The 18,625-nt window shown below is 54.6% G+C and carries 12 protein-coding genes; 1 reads left to right on the forward strand and 11 read right to left on the reverse strand.

The features are described 5' to 3' along the window. Nucleotides 1–47: 47 nt before the first annotated feature. The 10 genes from BN873_RS10860 to BN873_RS19490 form a co-directional block, all read right to left on the reverse strand. Nucleotides 48–686 (reverse strand): formate dehydrogenase subunit gamma, encoded by a 639-nt coding sequence (locus BN873_RS10860; protein WP_048673613.1) that lies wholly within the window; start codon nt 684–686, stop codon nt 48–50. Further along, nucleotides 670–1,557, reverse strand: coding sequence for a formate dehydrogenase subunit beta (fdxH, locus tag BN873_RS10865; RefSeq protein WP_048673614.1), 888 nt, complete (start codon nt 1,555–1,557; stop codon nt 670–672). Before fdxH ends, BN873_RS10860 begins: the two co-directional genes overlap by 17 nt. 10 nt (nt 1,558–1,567) lie before the next feature. Then, on the reverse strand, nt 1,568–4,636 hold the full coding sequence (gene fdnG, locus BN873_RS10870; protein ID WP_082161225.1) for a formate dehydrogenase-N subunit alpha: 3,069 nt from the start codon (nt 4,634–4,636) through the stop codon (nt 1,568–1,570). A 243-nt stretch (nt 4,637–4,879) separates the two neighbouring features. Then, nucleotides 4,880–8,278, reverse strand: a complete 3,399-nt coding sequence (locus BN873_RS18790; protein ID WP_053085299.1) for a response regulator — start codon at nt 8,276–8,278, stop codon at nt 4,880–4,882. Continuing rightward, nucleotides 8,275–9,456 carry a substrate-binding protein gene (locus BN873_RS10885; RefSeq protein ID WP_048673616.1) on the reverse strand — a complete coding sequence of 394 codons (1,182 nt, stop codon included), beginning with the start codon at nt 9,454–9,456 and terminating at the stop codon, nt 8,275–8,277. Before BN873_RS10885 ends, BN873_RS18790 begins: the two co-directional genes overlap by 4 nt. 51 nt (nt 9,457–9,507) lie before the next feature. Beyond that, nucleotides 9,508–12,201: an alpha-ketoglutarate dehydrogenase gene (gene mdeB / locus BN873_RS10890; RefSeq protein ID WP_048673617.1), complete on the reverse strand. Its 2,694-nt coding sequence runs from the start codon at nt 12,199–12,201 to the stop codon at nt 9,508–9,510. 87 nt (nt 12,202–12,288) lie between these two features. Next, entirely contained in the window at nt 12,289–13,146 is an 858-nt protein-coding gene (locus BN873_RS10895) for an alpha/beta fold hydrolase (protein WP_048673618.1), read from the reverse strand. Nucleotides 13,147–13,158: 12 nt separating this feature from the next. Then, entirely contained in the window at nt 13,159–13,482 is a 324-nt protein-coding gene (locus BN873_RS10900) for a putative quinol monooxygenase (protein WP_048673619.1), read from the reverse strand. Between the two features lie 30 nt (nt 13,483–13,512). Then, nucleotides 13,513–14,394 carry a 4-hydroxybenzoate octaprenyltransferase gene (ubiA, locus tag BN873_RS10905; protein WP_048673620.1) on the reverse strand — a complete coding sequence of 294 codons (882 nt, stop codon included), beginning with the start codon at nt 14,392–14,394 and terminating at the stop codon, nt 13,513–13,515. A gap of 24 nt (nt 14,395–14,418) precedes the next feature. Continuing rightward, nucleotides 14,419–14,991: a chorismate--pyruvate lyase family protein gene (locus BN873_RS19490; protein ID WP_082161226.1), complete on the reverse strand. Its 573-nt coding sequence runs from the start codon at nt 14,989–14,991 to the stop codon at nt 14,419–14,421. A gap of 297 nt (nt 14,992–15,288) precedes the next feature. Between BN873_RS19490 and BN873_RS20090 the strand changes: the two genes are divergently transcribed. Further along, nucleotides 15,289–17,148 (forward strand): DUF6600 domain-containing protein, encoded by a 1,860-nt coding sequence (locus BN873_RS20090; RefSeq protein ID WP_048673622.1) that lies wholly within the window; start codon nt 15,289–15,291, stop codon nt 17,146–17,148. A 123-nt stretch (nt 17,149–17,271) separates the two neighbouring features. Here BN873_RS20090 and BN873_RS10920 read toward each other — a convergent pair whose 3' ends face one another. Further along, nucleotides 17,272–18,624, reverse strand: coding sequence for a saccharopine dehydrogenase family protein (locus BN873_RS10920; RefSeq protein ID WP_048673623.1), 1,353 nt, complete (start codon nt 18,622–18,624; stop codon nt 17,272–17,274). Between the last annotated feature and the right edge of the window lies 1 nt (nt 18,625).

An 18,625-nucleotide genomic window follows, 5' to 3' on the forward strand; every position in this document is an offset into this window, starting at 1 on the left:
AAAAATGGAGAACGCCGCTTCGTGCGCGACGTTCTCCGGGGGGCTGCTTAGCGCGGTTGACCATTACCAAGGCCGGTGATCTGCCGATACCAGGCGCGATGGTGTTGCCGTGCCCAGGCGCGGGTGACGGTGCCGTACCACATGGCCCGAATCGTCCCCTTCACCCAGATGGAGGCGTAAACATGCACCATAATCAGACCGATCATCACTGCGGCCACGGCAGAATGCACCACGGCGGCAAAACGGACTTGATCGACCGGAAAATGGAACCATGCCCGCCACAGGGCAATCCCTGAAAACAGCAGCAGGAGCGTACCGATCAGCAACAGCCAGAACAGCAGCTTTTGGCCACCGTTGTATTTACCCTGTTCCGGCATGTTCTGATCATCGCCGTTGACCATTTCGCCGATGCGCCCCAGCCACTGCCAATCCACCCGGCTCATCCGGTTGAGTCGCCAGAACCACACCGTCATCAGCAGAAACGCCAGGGCCATCAGCATCCCGAAATAAGGATGCAAAATCCGCGTCCAGGTGCTGCTGCCAAACAGCAGGGTAAAGGGCCAGAACGCCGGATGAAACAACACCAGCCCGGATAACCCGGCCAGGATGAAGCTGATGCCGACCGTCCAGTGAATGACCCGCTCCCCCGCCGTGTACCGGTCGAGATCATTAGGATCGCGTCTCATCTTCCACCTCCTTTTCAGTTTCCTTTGAAATCGCGTTCGGTCCCTTGATGATGTAATGGAACAAACTGGCCAGGCTGATCGCCGCCATGGTGCCGATGGCCAGCGGCTTGGCCAGCCCTTTCCAAATCCCGATCCACGGGCTGATCTTCGGATCTTGCGGCAGGCCGGAGTACCATTCGGGATGGTCGGCGTGCTGGAGCACGTACATCACATGGGTGCCGCCCACGCCGGGCGGATCGTACAGACCGGCATTTTGAAAACCGCGCGATTTAAGGTCGGCGATGCGGTGATCGGCGTGATCCTTCATCGCCTCCTTGCTGCCGAAATGCAGCGCACCGGTCGGGCAGGTCTTGACGCAGGCCGGTGACTGCCCCACCGCCACCCGGTCGGAACACAAGCTGCACTTATAGGCTTTGTGATCTTTTTCGGACAGGCGTGGGATGTTGAACGGACAGCCGGTGACGCAGTAGCCACAACCGATGCAGTGCTCCTGATGGAACTCCACGATACCGTTGGTGTATTGGACGATGGCCCCCGGCGCTGGGCACGCCTTAAGACAGCCGGGGTCCTGGCAGTGCATACAACCGTCCTTGCGGATCAGCCATTCCAGCCGCCCGTTGTTCTCCATCTCGGTAAAGCGCATCACCGTCCAGGCATTACTGTCCAGGTCCAGGGGATTGTCGTAAACGCCGGTGCAGGCGCCGACCGCGCTGCGCAGATCGTTCCATTCCATGCAGGCGACCTGACACGCCTTGCAGCCGATACATTGGGAAATGTCGATCAGCTTGGCCACCTCGTTCCCCTGGCGCGCGCCAGGCATCGGGGTGGTGGTCGCCGAACGGCGTTGGATATCAAGCGATTGCCATGCCATGACGACCTCCTCAGGCTTTCTCGATGTTGACCAGGAACGTCTTGAATTCCGGCGTCTGGCTGTTGGCGTCACCGATGAACGGCGTCAGGACATTGGTGATGTAGCCCGGATGGGTCGCGCCCCGGAAACCCCAATGGAAGGGAATACCGACCAGATGGGTCTTGCGGCCGTTGACCGTCAGGCTGCGGATACGCTTGGTCACCACCGCCACCGCCACCAACTGACCGCGCTTGGAGCGCACCCGGACGCGATGACCATTGCTGATGCCCTTCTCCCGCGCCAACTCCTCACTGATTTCGATGAATTGCTGCGGTTGGGTGATGGCGTTCAGCACCGAATGCTTGGTCCAGAAGTGGAAATGCTCCACCAGCCGGTAGGTTGAAGCGACATACGGGAACTCGCTGGCCTTGCCGAGCGCCTCCAGATCGCCCGGATAGACCCGCGCGGCGGGATTGCTGAGCGCTTGCGGGTTGTTGGGGTGCAGCGGGTTGGCGTCCAGCGGCGTTTCGAACGGTTCGTAGTGTTCCGGCAACGGCCCGTCCAGCAGCCGCTCGAAGGCGAACAGCCGCGCCACCCCTTCGGGATTCATGATAAACGGCATCACCGCTTCATCCGGCTTGGCATCGGGCCGCATGTCGGGAATGTCGTTGCCGCCCCATTTGCTGCCATCCCAGGCGATCACGGCGCGGCTGGCATCCCACGGCTTACCGCTCAGATCGCACGCGGCGCGGTTGTAGAGGATGCGGCGGTTAGCCGGCCAGGCGAAGCCCCAGCCGAGGCTTTGGCCCAGACCGGTCGGATCGGCCGGATCACGGCGGGCGGTCAGATTGCCCGTCTGTGACCACATTCCGCAGTAAATCCAGTTACCCGCCGCCGTGCTGCCGTCATCGCGCAGTTGGGCAAAGCCCGCCAGTTGCTCGCCCGCCTTGGCGAGAATCTTGGTGGCATCCTTCGGATCGGCCACATCCGCCAGCGCCTTGCCGCTGATTTCCATGGCCAGTTCTTCAGGACTGGGCTGCGTGGCTATCCGATAGGGCCAGGCCAGACCCAGCACCGGCTCTGGCAACGCACCGCCCTCTTTGGCGTACAACGCCCGCAGCTTGACAAACAGCCCACCGATGATGTCGGTGTCGCTCATCGACTCGCCGGGGCCGTCCGCGCCTTTCCAATGCCACTGAATCACCCGGCTGGAATTGGTGAAGGTGCCATCCTGCTCGGCGAAGCAGGTGGACGGCAGCCGAAATACCTCGGTTTGGATTTTGGCCGAATCGACCGGGTTGAACTCGTCGTAGTGCTTCCAGAACTCCGCCGTTTCGGTCGCCAGCGGGTCGATCACCACCAGGAATTTTAGCTTCGCCAGCGCAGCGTCGATCTTGACCTTGTGTGGGGCCGAGGCCAACGGGTTGAAGCCCTGGCAGATGAAGCCGTTCAATTTACCCTGATACATCCGCTCGAACAGCGCCAGCACGTCGTAGGCGGCATCCTTCTTCGGCAGCCAGTCGTAACAAAAACCGTTTTCCGCCGTGGCGGCTTTGCCATACCAGGCTTTCATCAGGCTGGTGTGCCATTTCGGGAAGTTTTGCGCGTAATTCATCTGGTTCGGCCGCAACGGCTTGGGCGTGCGCTTGGCCAGATACTCCTCGCGGGTCTTATCCGCATCGGTCGGTGCGCCCAGATAGCCCGGCAGCACCTCGGAATAGAGGCACTGGTCGGTGATACCCTGCACGTTGGCGTGACCACGCAGCGCGTTGACCCCGCCGCCGGCCCGTCCCATGTTGCCCAGCAGCAATTGAATCATCGCCATGGTGCGGATGTTCTGAGTGCCAACGGTGTGTTGCGTCCAACCCAGCGCGTAGCAGATGGTCATCACCCGGTCGGGCACGGCGGTTTCGGCGATCATCTCGCAAATCTTGAGAAAATCGGCCTGCGGCGTGCCGGTGATCTGGTTGACCACCTCCGGCGTGTAGCGGGCGTAGTGCCGCTTCATGATCTGGAACACGCAGCTTGGATTTTGCAGAGTGTCGTCCACCTTGGCGAAGCCTTGTTCATCGAGCTGATATTGCCAGGTGGCGGCGTCGTAGCTGCGCTTGTCGGCTTTGTAGCCGCTGAACAGGCCGTCAGTGAAACTGAAACTGTCGTTGATCAGGAAGCTGGCGTTGGTGAACGCCTTGACGTAATCGTGATGAATTTTATCGTTCAATAGCAGGTAATGGATGACGCCACCCAGAAAGGCGATGTCGCTGCCGGAACGGATTGGCGCATAGAAATCGGAAACCGCTGCGGAGCGGGTGAAACGCGGGTCTACCACCACCAGCCTGGCCTTGCGGTTGGCTTTGGCTTCCACCACCCACTTGAAACCGCAGGGGTGGGCCTCGGCGGCATTGCCACCCATGATCAGAATTAAATCAGCGTTTTTGATGTCCACCCAGTGGTTGGTCATCGAACCGCGCCCGAATGTCGGAGCCAGACTGGCCACCGTCGGGGCGTGTCAGATGCGCGCCTGGGTATCGAGCGCAATATTACCAAGACCGCGCAGCACCTTGTGGCTCAGATAGCCCGCTTCGTTGCTGGCGGCGGAACTGGCCAGAAAGCCGGTGGTGTTCCAGCGGTTGACGGTGACGCCCGCGTCGTTGGTCTTGATGAAGTTGGCGTCCCGGTCAGCTTTCAGGTGTTTGGCCACCCGGTCGAGCGCTTCATCCCAACTGATCCGCTTCCATTCCGTTGTGCCCGGTTCGCGGACTTCGGGATATTTCAGCCGGTCGGCGCTGTGGATCATATCCAGCAGGCCGGCGCCTTTCGGGCAGAGGGTGCCGCGATTGACCGGATTATCAGGATCGCCCTCAATGTGGATAATTTCGCTTTTAACGTTTTTGGAGCGATCACCGAGTGAGTAGAGCAACACGCCGCAACTGACCGAGCAGTAGGGGCAGGTATTGCGGGTTTCGGTGGTGCGGGCCAGCTTGTAGTTGCGGAGTTCCGCCAGCGCCGGTTCGGGCGAGAAACCCAACAGCGCCAGACTGGAACTACCTAACCCGGCCGCCGTTATTTTCAGGAATTGTCTTCGGGTGACGTTTATCATTATTGTCGATCTCCTCCACCTGCTCTCGAACCCATGCAGAGGGGTTCGAGCCTTCGCGGGAACCGGCCGGTGCATCCGCCTTTGGAATACGGTCGGTTTAACGCCCAACCAGCCCCGTGCCTGTCGCGCATGGCGAAAACCGCCAGGCGACTATTTCAGTATAGACCGCAGGGGTGATTGTCTAGGCCATTGTCTGGAGGAGTTAGAAAATAGGTGATGATCGGCGCGAAAAGGCGACCTTGATCAAAGGCTGCTGTTGAATAGGCCACTTCGTGGCTTGATCCATTTCAAAAGCAACCCTTTTAGGTGCTCCGGGTCGAATGGCTTGGCAATATAATCGACCATTCCGGCTGCCATACAGGCTTGGTAATCTTGCTGCATGGCATTAGCGGTCATCGCAATGACCGGTAGGTTCTGCCACTGCGGGTTTTTACGTAGTTCCTTGGTAGCCGTTACCCCATCCATCACTGGCATCTGCATGTCCATTAAGACCAGGTCGTAGGGTTGAGAGTAAATTTTTTCCAAAGCAATTTGGCCATTTTCCGCAGTCTCTACCTCTACCCCTAATTCACTCAGAAATAAAGTAGCAACCAGCCGATTGATTTCGTTATCTTCTACCACCAGAACTCGTCCGCCCTTAATGGCAGATAAATCTTGTTCTACACCGTGTAGCGTCTTTTCATAGGCGCTATTGTCAATCTGCTCACTCCCTAAAAAGCCAGCGATCACGTTGAAGAGACTAGAAAATGTGACCGGTTTTTTAAGAAGCGCGTCGGCAATCCTCTCATCAAGCCATCGGGTACTTTGCTCGGTATCGTGCGTAATAGCCATGACAATATAAGGCGATGGCTCCAAGCCGAGATTTCTAATCCTCTGCGCCAGTTCAGCGCAGTCCATACCCGGCATTTCTTGATCCAGAAAAATAAGGTTGTAAGGAGACCCTTCAGCCACGGCACGCTCTATAGCGTCTAGAGCCATCAGCCCTCCAGAAACGATACGGACCGCGACATGCATTGTCGTCAGCATTTCCTGCATGACCAGGCGAGCGGCCGCACTATCGTCCACCACCAGAGTCCGAACCCCCCGCAAGCGCTGGCTTGGCAACCGATTCTGTGGGTCTGTATCACCAACTCCAACGCGCGCAGTAAACCAAAAAACACTGCCCTGGCCATAAGTGCTTCTCATCCCGACTTCGCCCCCCATCAGCTCGGCCAAGCGCTTACTGATGGCCAGTCCTAAACCAGTCCCTCCATATTTTCGGGTGGTAGACATATCCGCTTGCTGAAAACTTTGAAAAAGAGTTGCCTGTTGCTCCTCAGTCAAACCAATACCGGTATCTCGCACTGAAAAATAAAGCAGCACGCTATCACCATGCCACTCACGGATATTAGCGGAAACGCAGATTTCGCCTTTTTCTGTGAATTTTATGGCATTGGATGTGTAGTTAAGTAGCAGTTGACCAATGCGTAATGGATCACCGATCAAATTTTTAGGTATTTCTGGAGAAATACTTAAAATGATCTCCAATTTTTTTTCATGAAGCTTAACCCGGACAATATCAATCAATTTACTAAAGACTTGCTCTAAATCAAATGGAGCCTGCTCAATAGTTAATTTGCCGGCTTCAATTTTGGAAAAATCGAGAACATCATTAATAATTTTTAATAGAAGCTGACTGGACGCCCAAATTTTATTCAAATAATCTCTTTGGACAGTGGTTAGCTCTGTATTGAATGCAAGGTGGCAGAAACCAATAATCGCGTTCATTGGAGTACGAATTTCATGGCTCATCGTCGCTAGAAATGTGCTCTTGGCACGATTAGCAGCCTCGGCCCGATGCAAAGCATCATTCAAGGTAATGGCGGTCGCCCTTCTTTCACTGATGTCTAAACCGATCCCTAGCAAACAGGGCTGGTCATCAACTTGTAGTCTACGGCCCACAAAATAATAGGGGACCAGCGAGCCGCTTTTGGTGACAATATCTACTTCTATCTCGGTCGCACCTTCCTCGAACACTTTACGTGCTCCATTCTTCACCCGGAGTTTGTCACCCTCGCTGACAAAATCAAGCAAATGCATTTTTGCTAACTCATCTTCTGAATAGCCCATCGCTTGTGGATGGGTATTATTTCGCCGAATCAGTTGGAGTTGCCGGTTTAGCAAAAAAAATATACCGGGAAGGCTATTGATGGCCGCATCAGAAAAATTCCGTTCACGCAGCAATTGTTTTTCCCGCTCTTCTATCTTGGCAGTCCGCTCTTCCACTCGATGTTCTAGCTCATTATTCAAAGCTTGCAACTGTTGATTCGCCGTTTGCAGTTCTAATTGATTCTGGCGAACCTGGTCGCTCATAATATCGAACGAATTAGCGAGAATACCGATTTCATCCTTTCTGTTAATGTGCATTTTTTCATGAAAATCACCCTCTGCAACTTGACGTGCCAACCCGGTAACCTTGATTATCGGGCGAGCAATTTGATGACTGAGGATGAAAATGACGGCTATCAGCAAGCAAATACAGATTAAAACGACTGTCAGTGATTGCTTTAATAAAGCATTAGAATAGAAAAAAATATCTTGCTCAGGAAAATACGCAACCAAACGATATTCAAATTTTTTATTTGCTATTTCTAGTGAATCGACTGAAATAATTTGTTGATTGACAAGAGCCAAATCATCTGGGGAGATCAAGGGAACAGAAGAAAAATAGGCTTTCTCTGAGGGAATATAGCTAGTCAATCCCTGATTCCATCCGGTAAAATTTATTAACGATTCAATAGATACTTTGTTTTGATTAAAAAGAGATTTACGATTTTTGCTATCATACATAATCAAATCAGCACTCGGCATACCACTTAACTTCAGATCTGATTTAACTGAAAACCATTTATCTTCAATAACAGACCAATCCAGCACTCCGAGAAGAAAGCCGGTATGCACTTGTTGTGATGTAATGAGCGGGACTGCAAAGAGAAAAGTATCTGCCTGAAAGGGTAGTCCGGCTGAAGTCGCTAAGTCTTTACCGCCAAAAAACACAGTGACCGGCGGATGGGCAAGAGCCATTTGCAAAGCGATTAATCTTTGTTGCAATTTTCTATATTGAATAGAATTTTTTTTACTGACCGATAAAAGAGATGCCAACTGCTCTCGTGTTTCTTTCTGCTGTTGCTCAAAACTCGGCACCTGGTCACGCCATAGGCGATAACGGTCGAGAAGCTGGCTTTGCTGCTCAAGAGTTAGTGCAATTTTGCCGGTTATATCTCTCGGCAACAAGTGCACATCATTCTGATTAAAACCTACCCTCGCATATTCGATTCTCCCCTGTTGATCGGTGTAAGCTAGCATGGAAAAGCCGGGATTAACCCTCAATAAAATCCCGACCTGGGTATCTATTTCTTCAGTAAGGTGTGAAGTATCAACGGATAAATGCAATAATGCTTCTAAAAGAAGATTGAAGGTGGTGTTTTTTAGATCAAGATAATCGTTGATTTCTTTTGCACCTTTTTCAACGGTTAATGCGCCCATTTTTAGGTAGCGCTCTGTCTCCGCATTGCGCTGAGCGATATAATTAAGATAAAGAATAACAAATACCGGTAACAGTACTGGGATCAACCATAAGAATATTCTAAGGCGAAGCTTCATTGACTTATTTTTCGTTGATCTTCCGGCTTCACTAAACCAATTTGCTTTTCAGCAATCAATTTTCCAGCATGATATCTCGCAATAACCATATTGAGATTCATGTGGTGATCCTTCCTCATCGATACGACTCCATTGCCAACCGTTATTTGTGAATCCTCCAAGGCAGCTATAATTTTTTCCTTGTCAAGCTGGCCAACTTTTTGGATAGCATCTCGTAGCATCATCATTAAACCGTAGTGTGATTCAGTCGAATAAGTGATCGAAGCCGTTTCTCCAAACTTCTTTTTTAGACGTGATACAAATGCTTGGGCTTCACTACGTTCAAGAGAACGTACAAAATGAACATTTGTGATAATTCCCTCAAGCTCTTCCGCTGGCAATCCTGTCTCCCAAGTTTCTTCAGCAGCAATCGCTACTAACTTGACCTGCCCCCGTAACCCCGAATGATAGAATTGTTTGGCAAATCGCTGGCCATCAAGCCCACACATCACCAAAATTAAGGTATCAGCACCAGAGCTTTTTATTTTATCAAACGTCTTGGAATAATCCTGTACCCCAAATGGGGTAAATTCGGTTCCAACGACCTGGCCATTGACCTTACTGACTGCATTTTCAACCGCTTTCGCCATGCCATGAGGCCATTCATAGTCATAGCCAAAGATGTAAAATTTCTTCGAATTCTCTTGTTCTGTTAAATAAGGGATGAGTGGTGCGATGACATGATCAGGTATTGGGCTATAACAGAATAAATAACGCTCGAACTGACCGCCCTCGTAGTCGATTCCATACAGTAGCGGCACTTTAAATTGCTTCGCCACCTCAACCATTGCGTTGCGCGCCGAACTGCTCACCGGACCCAAAATGGCGAAAACATCTTCTTCCTGAATAAATTTCCTCATTAATCTAACAGACACATTCGGATCAGACTGGCTATCGCCAATCACCAGTTCAAAAGACTTTCCATTTAATACACCACCTTGGGCATTGATTTCATCGACCGCCAACTGTGCTCCTTGAATTCCCAAAATTCCAAATGCAGCAAAATCACCGCTTTGCGGGAGAACAACACCGATTTTAATGGGTGATGCCGACTGAGCCTGAAAATAATAAAAACCCCCTATACCCAAAAGCATTACGAGGGCAATTCCAGAAACCGCTAAAATTAATTTATTTTTCATAGATTGTGCTTCTTGGCAGTAACGATCCTATCAGCATTGCTTACGGCTAACTCATTGTGCCCAGGGGGGAGATCGCTCTGGATCAATGCGGTACTGGGCTAAGGCCTGAGTCACGTAGCCCGGATTGAGGATACCCTCATCAGCCAAAGCCTTGAGCGCAGCGATGCAAATATAATAACGATCCACTTCAAAAAAGCGGCGCAACGCGGCACGGGTATCACTACGGCCAAAGCCATCGGTCCCCAACGTCACATAGCGGCGCGGCACCCAAGCACGGATCAAATCCGGCACGGTGCCCAGATAATCGGTAACCGCAATAATCGGCCCCTGGGTCGGCGCCAAGCAGCGTTCCACCCAGTTTAACGCCGGTTCGGCATCTGGATGCAGACGACTGTAGCGCTCGACCGCCAGACCGTCACGGCGCAATTCCGTGAAACTGGTGACACTCCAAACATCGGCGGCAACTCCCCAATCGCGCTCCAGTAACTCGCCAGCCGCTAAGGCTTCACGCAGCAAGGTTCCGGAACCCAGCACTTGGACCCGAGCACCCGCTGTGGTCTGTGGTGGTGCTTCATGGATCTGATAAAGGCCCCGCAGGATGCCTTCTTGAACCCCATCGGGTAGAGCCGGCTGAACGTAGTTCTCGTTCATTACCGTCACGTAATAAAACACATCCTCCTGACACTCCAGCATTCGCCGGATGCCGTCCTGCACAATGACCGTCAATTCATAGCCATAGCAAGGATCATAGGCGATGCAGTTGGGCACTACCGAAAACAGCAAATGGCTGGACCCGTCCTGATGCTGCAACCCCTCACCCGACAGCGTGGTACGCCCGGCGGTGGCACCGATCAAGAACCCACGGCAACGGGAATCACCGGCTGCCCACACCAGATCACCGATCCGTTGGAACCCAAACACGGAGTAAAAAATATAGAACGGCAACATGGAAAGGCCGTGGTTACTGTAACTGGTCGCCGCCGCCATCCACGAGGCAATGGCGCCAGCTTCTGTGATGCCCTCCTCCAAAATTTGCCCCTCTTGGGATTCCTTGTAGTAGAGCAGCTCGTCTTTATCTTCCGGCTCATAGAGTTGGCCCACAGCCGAATAGATAGCGACCTGACGGAACAACGCCTGCATTCCAAAAGTACGGGCTTCGTCGGCGACGATAGGCACCAGATGCCGCCCGAAGACCTTATCGCGCAACAACTGCGAAAGTAGTTGCACAAACACCATGGTGGTCGATTCTTCGCGCTCGTGACTACCCCGCAAAAATCGGTTAAGCGCGCTCAGGGGTGGCGCGGCCAATGCCGGACTTTGGGCATTGCGGGCAGGTAAATAACCGCCCAATGCGTGCCGACAGGCATGTAGATAGTGAAGTTCCGGACTCTCGGCAGGTGGCTTGTAGAAACGCAACGCAGTCACATCGGCATCGGCCAGCGGCAAGGCAAAGCGGTCACGAAACGCCAGCAGCGCATCTATTTCCAGCTTTTTCTGCTGGTGTGCGCCCATCTTGCCCTGGCCCCAATGACCCATTCCATAGCCTTTTTTAGTCTGCGCCAAAATGACGCTCGGCTGTCCTCGGTGCTGTAGGGCTGCATGGTAGGCGGCGTAAATTTTGATAGGATCGTGACCACCACGCTTGAGTTTATCGATGTCCTCATCCGTCAGATGGGCGACGATAGCTTGGAGTTCTGGGTATTTATTGAAGAAATGCTCGCGGTTAAAGTGACCATCGGTGGCTGCATATTGCTGCAACTCACCATCGACCGTTTCCTGCAAGCGCTTGAGAATTGCCCCTTCGGGATCACGCGCGAACAGCGGGTCCCAATCTGAACCCCATAGCAACTTGATCACATGCCAACCGGCACCGGCAAACAAGCCTTCCAGTTCCTGGACGATAGAGCCGTTGCCCCGCACTGGGCCGTCCAGGCGTTGCAGGTTGCAGTTAACCACAACGATGAGGTTATCTAGCATCTCGCGCCCAGCCAGCGACAGGCCGGCCAATGCCTCCGGCTCGTCCATCTCACCATCACCCGCGAAGGCCCAGACCTTGCGCCCGGTAGTGGCGAGCAGCCCCCGTTGTTCCAGGTAGCGCATGAAACGGGCCTGATAAATCGCCTGCAACGGTCCCAAACCCATCGATCCCGTCGGGAACTGCCAAAATTCCGGCATCAGATACGGATGACAGTAAGACGACAGCCCGGCACCCGCTACCTCCCGCCGGTAATTGTCGAGCTGCGTTTCGCTGAGTCGGCCTTCCAGAAAGGCCCGGGCGTAGACACCGGGTGCCGAATGCGGCTGGAAAAATACCAAATCACCTGTTTGACCCGCCCGGAAAAAGTGATTGAAGCCGACCTCAAACAAATCCGCCGCCGAGGCATAACTGGCGATATGGCCACCCAGCTCGGTAGATGCCTTATTAGCACGCACCACCATGGCGAGCGCATTCCAGCGGATCAGTCCGATCAATCGCTCCTCGACTTCCAAAATTCCCGGAAACGGCGGCTGGTCGGCCAATGCAATGGTGTTACAGTAAGGCGTACTCCAGACCGGCGGTAATGCCACTCGCCGCGCCCGCGCCCGGTCGAAGAGTTTGCGGAGCAAAAACGTGGCGCGGTCGCGGCCGACGTGATCAATGACGCCATCAAGCGCATCTAGCCACTCCATGGTCTCGGTTGGATCAGGATCTGGCGGCAGGACGGCCCAATGGCCGGAAAAGCTGAAATCTGAGCGGTCGGTCATGGCGGGATCACGGCACCGAAAAAGATAAGAGATTGCCGCAAAGATAGTACAGGTTCTACCCCTCTGCCCATCGTTTGAGCCACGCTCCTATGCTGGCCGATCCGCCGCAAAGAATGGCCGCAACAACTGGGCGCAAGGTTCCGGATCTTCCAGGTGCGGGTGATGCCCGCCTGGCAGGATATGCACGCTCAGGCGCGCAATACGGGCGTAGCGCTCCTGCATGTAGGCGCGCTTGACCAGATAGCCGTCCGCACCACAGATCAGCAGGGCCGGGGCTTCGATCCGTGCCATATAGGCGAGGATTTGCGGTTCGGTTAGATAGAGCGGCGAGACGAAGCGTAACCGGGGATCGGTGCGCCAACTGTAACCCCGGTCGCCGACCGGCTGAAGGCTGCGCTCGACCAGAATCGACGCCGCTCGCCATGATAAGCCGCTCGCCTCGCAGCGCGCCTGGATCGCTGCCTCAAGATCGGCATACAGCGTCGGGTGCTTGCGCGGCAACGCATCCATCTGTCCGATGGTTTTGCGCAGATTGGCTGGACCATCGGCGGGATCGCTAGTCGGTGGCCCCAAGCCTTCGATCATCGCCACTTGCGTGATACGTTCCGGCAGGATGGCTGCCACGAAACTGACGATGCCCCCGCCCAGAGAGTGACCCAGCAGAGCGAAGTGCTGCCAGCCAAGCGCATCGGCAGCAGCGATCACATCAGGCACAAAATCAACGAAGTGGTAGTGTGCCCCTGGTGGGCGGTGTTCAGAATGGCCATGGCCGGTCAAATCCAGCGCGACCAGTCGTAGATCAGACAGTTGTGGCGCAAGCGCATCGAAGCTGGCGGCGTTATCCAGCCAACCGTGCAGCGCCAATACTGGAATGCCATCGGTTGGCCCCCAGGCCCGCGCGGCCAGCCGCAAATACGGCGTTCGCAGCTCCAACTCTTGGGGCATCGGTGGCCAGTCTCAAACGCCTACCGGATAATCCCAACCGGCATCGACCGGGAATACATTGGCGTATTTCACGCTGGAACGTGGCTCGGCCATCATGTCGGCCACAGTATCGCGCCAACGGGCGTAGTGCTCGGTTTCTTTGTGCGCAACCGTCGCCTCGACCGTGCGATAAACCTCGACCAGCACGAACCGCGTCGGATCATCGGTTTGCTGAATGACATCGAAACGGGCAATGCCGGGTTCCCGAACGCTATGGCGAGCATTTTCCAGCGATGCCATTTTGAAAGCCTCGACCGACTCGGATTTAACGTGAATGAAAACGTGGATGACCAGCATCAGTGCTCCTTCGGCAAAATTGAGCGATTTCTAGGGTGTGCTGGCCGGCAGAAAATCCAACAGCAACCCGCAAAAAATGACCGACCCCAAGCCGTTGTTGTTGAGAAATGCCTTAAAACAGTCCTCCGGTACCCGATTGTGGATCAGGTATTGCTGATACAAAGCAAACCAAGCGGCCACGAAACAGGCCAAATAATAAAGCCAGCCGCGTCCGGTCAGCAGACCAATACCGATCAGCAAGGCTATAAAAGCTAATTGCAGATAGCCGATGATGCGCCGGTCCTGTTCTCCGAACAGGATAGCGGTGGATTTCACGCCGATCTTTAGGTCGTCTTCTCGATCCACCATCGCATATTGCGTATCGTAAATCGCCGACCAGAGAATATTGCCGGCAAACAGCACCCAAGCGACCAAAGGCACGGTATCGGTAATCGCCGCGTAAGCCATCGGGATACCCCAACCGAATGCAGCGCCTAAATGCAGTTGCGGAAAATGATGAAACCGTTTCATGAACGGGTAAGTCAGGGCCAATGCCAACCCGATAAAGGCCAGCTTGACGGTCAGGGCATTTTGGGTGAGCACCAGCGCAAACGCAAGCAGGCACAGTACCGAAGCCACGCCAACCGCTTCACCCAAGCTGACTCGGCCTGCCGCGAGTGGCCGGTCGCGGGTACGCGCGACATGGGGGTCGAACTTGCGGTCGGCGATGTCGTTCATGACGCAGCCGGCCGACCGCATCAGCGCCACGCCGATGATGAAAACCAGCGTGGTTCCACGCGGCGGCTGGCCATTGCCTGCCAGCCACAAGGCCCATAAGGTTGGCCATAACAGCAAGTAGATGCCGATGGGACGGTGCAGGCGCATCAGCAGGGCATACTCGCACAAACGGTTCTCAAGGCGTTCAATGATCATGATCAAAGTATATTCGGGTAGCAACTAAGTGGACGATACGGGTATAGTCGGTAGAAAAAGCTCTAGTACTAACAAAGGATCGTGGTCGATGCGAAAGACCGAACGACGGCCCCAGATAACCTGCGGCGACTCCGCGAAACCGGCGAAGGCTCGCTGGTGAAGAGACTGGCCGGCAACGATCCGGGTAATTTCGACGGGTCCACGCTGGGCGCGTGGATCGGCAAACAGTACCGCGCCCAACGGTTTGGTACCGAGCGCGGTTAATCGGCGACCTCGCCCCCGGAGTGTCTGCGGTGGAATCAATGTGCGAGCGAATACCCACGGATGTTCGTCACATAATAGCTGCACTTCGCGGGTCCAAGCCCAGACAGATCCGCGCAGTCGTAACGCTGCCGCCTCGTCGCGGCTGGGGCGCGTCCAACCCTGCCCCAAGACTCGGACACGGAAAGTTCCCGCGCAAGCGCAACGCAAGCGCTGGGTTAGCGAGCCGGGATCAAGCAGCCACGCCGGTAGGCCGCTGGGAGTATCGCGCAAAAAGATCCGCGAACCGGGATACCAACTGGGCGGGCGGTTGGGTGCAGTAAGGCAAACGCGCAAGACGATTATCGATCAAGGGTCGGGTTAGTTAATAATTATCGCATGGTTACAGGCAAGCAGGGGAATCGTGCGGCGGCGTGGCGACGGACACTTTCCAAAGCGGGATGGATTTTCCGGAATGCTAAAGTAGCTTTATTCATCTTGGATTCAGCGCGTATTTGCTGCAATTCATTTGAGTCTGACAGTTTTATCTCTTATGAAGATTCAACTGCTTAGAATCGACCTGCGGTGTTATGTCGCTTGACCATCCCTTGAGAACGACACGCGATAATCCAGTTATTGGTAGCGAGGTAGAGCGTGAAAACTAAATTCGGCTTAGCGCTGGTGGCCGGTGCACTATTGATGAATGTCGGGGTAAGCCCCGGCGATTGGCCGCGCTTCTCTTTGGTGGGTGGAGCGACGGTACAGGCCCAGGATCGCATCGACTACAGCTTTTTCTATGAGGAGTTAGGCCCTTATGGCGATTGGCGCCGGCGCGAACCGTATGGCTGGGTTTGGTATCCGACTGTCGATAAAAATTGGCGACCCTATACGTTCGGCTATTGGGTCTTCACCGATGACTATGGCTGGACCTGGGTTTCCCAAGATCCTTGGGGGTCGATGCCGTTTCACTATGGACGCTGGTTCTACGATACTGGGCGCCGGGGCTGGGCCTGGGTGCCAGGCACCGAATGGGGACCGGCATGGGTCGGCTGGCGCAGCGGGGGCGGTTTCATCGGCTGGGCACCCCTACCGCCCGATATTCGATTCGATCCGGGGGTTGGGTTTGCCCCTCCAGGGCCGGACTTTGGGAGCCGTTGGAATTCCTGGTCCTTCGTCCCTTCGCAGCGGTTCCTTCATCGCCGCCTAAACCTGGTTATTGTGTCGCGCTCGCGCAACACCGCTCTGCTTAATCGAACCACCAATGCGACCCGTTACCACATCACTGACCGGCGCATCGTGAACCTGAGTATTGATCCAAGACGCTTTGAAGAAGAAACGCGAACGCGCATCATTCCTTATCAGGTGGATGAAATCAACCGACCTCTCAGGAAGGAGCCGCTGTTACAAAATGGGCGCGTCATTTTGTTTCGTCCTGAAGTCGTCCGAACGGCGGTCGAACCGCCGCCACCGCCGCTACCACCACCTATGCGCCCGCCTCGCCCAGGTTCTCCACCCAGCAACTCCGTTGCACCTCCTGGCCCACCGGTTCCCCCTCCAGGAGATCAGCGCCCTATCGTCGATCAGGAACAGCGTAACCGTGGAAATCGGCTAGGGGTAGATCAGCCCATTCGTCCTCTTCCACCTTCTCCGGCCCCTGAAAGGAACGATCCTCCTTACCCACCGCGCCCTGAGCCAGAGCGCGCCCTACGTCCTCCAGAACGTCATCCGCCCCAACGGCCACAACCTAACCAGCGCCTAGAGCAAGAGCAGGCCCGACAGCAGGCGGAGCAGGAACAGGTGCAGCGAGCACGCCAACAAGCGGAGGAGGAGCAAATCAGGCGACAGCAGTTCGAACAAGAGCAGGCGCGACAGCGGGCCGAACAGGAGCGCGCCCAGCGGGAGGTCATGCTGCGCCAACAAGCGGAGCAAGAGCAAGCACGGCAACGTGCTGAGCAAGAACATGCCCAGCAGCAAGCCATACAGCAACAACGGCAACTGGCAGAGCAGCAGGCGCGACAACGTGCCGAGCAGGAACGCGCTCAGCAACAAGCTCTCCAGCTACAGCGACAGCAAGCGGAACAAGAGCGCCAGCGTGCTGAGCAGGAACGCGCTCAGCAACAAGCCCTTCAGCTACAGCGCCAACAAGCCGAACAAGCGCAGGCGCAGCAACGGGCCGCTCAAGAACAGGCTCAGCAGCAAGCTCTCCAGCTACAGCGCCAACAAGCGGAACAAGCGCAGGCGCAGCAACGGGCCGCTCAAGAACAGGCTCAGCAACAAGCTCTTCAGCTACAGCGCCAACAAGCGGAGCAAGCCCGCCAGCGACAACTAGCCGAGCAGGAACGGCAGCGGCAGCTAGCGGAACAAGCGCAGGCCCAGCAACGAGCTGCCCAAGAACAGGCTCGACAGCAAGCGCTCCAGCAACGCCTGCAGCCAGGGCAGGATTTCTATCAGAAGGCTCCGAACCTACCGGAGTGTAAGAGCTTGCCGCCAGGACAGCAGCAACCCTGTCGATAAAGGATTCGCACCCTGAGCGGTTTGAATAAGCCGCTCAGCATCATGGATAACTTTGACTGGACCTTTACGCTTTCTGAGTCGGCGTCGGAGATCCAGTCAAAGTCGATTGCAGAAATCCCTTGTTCAACCGGCTTTAGCGGCCGGTTTACGCATCACCGCGATCATCGGGTTAGCCGCTGACACCGTGACCATCGCGGTTGATTCGGCCAATTCAGTCTCCAGATCCCGAACGGTGCCGTTGAAGGAAGCCTGACTACCCGGTTCGATTTCTTTAATATCGGTCGGTAACCCGATTTTATCGAGGATGGCGATGAACGGTTCTGGATCGAGTTCCTCGACGTTCACCATGGTCTTGGCATCCCAATCACCCTGCGCCACCAGCATGGCTGCCGCGACGGGGGGTACACCCGCTGTGTAGCTGATACCTTGTGATTCCACTTCCTCGTAGCACTGTTTGTGATCCGAAACTTGATAAATAAAGACTTCCCGCGCTTTACCGTTCTTCCAGCCTTTGACGAAATTGCCGATACAGGTCTTGCCTGTGTAGCCCGGCGCTAGCGTTTGTGGATCGGGCAACAATGCTTTTACCACTTTGAGTGGTACGACTTCTTGTCCCGTACTCAGCGTTACCGGCAAATGCGAGAGGAACCCTAAAGTACGGAGCACAGTAAATACATTGATATAGTGATCGCCAAAGCCCATCCAGAACCGGATGCTGTTGGCGTCAATATTCTTAGACAGCGAATGCAGTTCATCATGCCCGTTCAGGTAAATAGGGCACGACCCGACCACCGGAAAGTCATAAACGCGCTTGACGGAATGCGTGGGATATTCCTTCCACTGGCGGTCGATCCAGGTCCATACCTTGATGAATTCACGGAAATTGATTTCGGGGTCGAAATTGGTGGCGAAATATTTGCCATGACTACCGGCATTAACATCCAGAATATCGATAGTGTCGATCTTGTCGAAATAACGCTTTACCGCCAGCGCGCAATAGGCATTGACCACACCCGGATCAAAGCCTGCGCCAAGAATAGCGGTCAGCCCTTTTTCAGCACAGCGCTCCTTGCGCTTCCATTCATAATTGGCATACCAGGGCGGATTTTCACATACCTTGTCTGGCTCTTCGTGAATGGCCGTATCAATATAAGCGACACCTGTTTCCAAACAGGCTTCCAGGATCGACATATTCAAAAATGCCTGGCCCAGATTAATGACGATTTGCGAATTGGTTTCTTTGATCAATTTCACAGTCGCCGGAATATCGAGGGCATCGATCTGGCGCGAATACAACTTATAAGCAGGATTCTGAATATGCCCTTTACGTTTAACACTTTCGATAATACCATCGCATTTCGCCAGGGTACGCGAGGCAATGCAGATATCGCCCAGCAGAGCATTATTCATCGCGGCTTTATGGGCCGCGACATGAGCGACCCCACCAGCGCCGATAATTAGTACATTCTTTTTCATG

This window comes from Candidatus Competibacter denitrificans Run_A_D11, from assembly GCF_001051235.1.
Taxonomy (GTDB): domain Bacteria; phylum Pseudomonadota; class Gammaproteobacteria; order Competibacterales; family Competibacteraceae; genus Competibacter_A; species Competibacter_A denitrificans.

What these genes read in the sequence shown, in the direction of transcription:
- fdxH (WP_048673614.1), bottom strand. Translation starts at nt 1,557, where the DNA reads ATGGCATGGCAATCGCTTGATATCCAACGCCGTTCGGCGACCACCACC.
- ubiA (WP_048673620.1), bottom strand. Translation starts at nt 14,394, where the DNA reads ATGATCATTGAACGCCTTGAGAACCGTTTGTGCGAGTATGCCCTGCTG.
- BN873_RS10885 (WP_048673616.1), bottom strand. Translation starts at nt 9,456, where the DNA reads ATGAAAAATAAATTAATTTTAGCGGTTTCTGGAATTGCCCTCGTAATG.
- BN873_RS10895 (WP_048673618.1), bottom strand. Translation starts at nt 13,146, where the DNA reads ATGCCCCAAGAGTTGGAGCTGCGAACGCCGTATTTGCGGCTGGCCGCG.
- BN873_RS10920 (WP_048673623.1), bottom strand. Translation starts at nt 18,624, where the DNA reads ATGAAAAAGAATGTACTAATTATCGGCGCTGGTGGGGTCGCTCATGTC.
- BN873_RS10860 (WP_048673613.1), bottom strand. Translation starts at nt 686, where the DNA reads ATGAGACGCGATCCTAATGATCTCGACCGGTACACGGCGGGGGAGCGG.
- BN873_RS10900 (WP_048673619.1), bottom strand. Translation starts at nt 13,482, where the DNA reads ATGCTGGTCATCCACGTTTTCATTCACGTTAAATCCGAGTCGGTCGAG.
- BN873_RS18790 (WP_053085299.1), bottom strand. Translation starts at nt 8,278, where the DNA reads ATGAAGCTTCGCCTTAGAATATTCTTATGGTTGATCCCAGTACTGTTA.
- mdeB (WP_048673617.1), bottom strand. Translation starts at nt 12,201, where the DNA reads ATGACCGACCGCTCAGATTTCAGCTTTTCCGGCCATTGGGCCGTCCTG.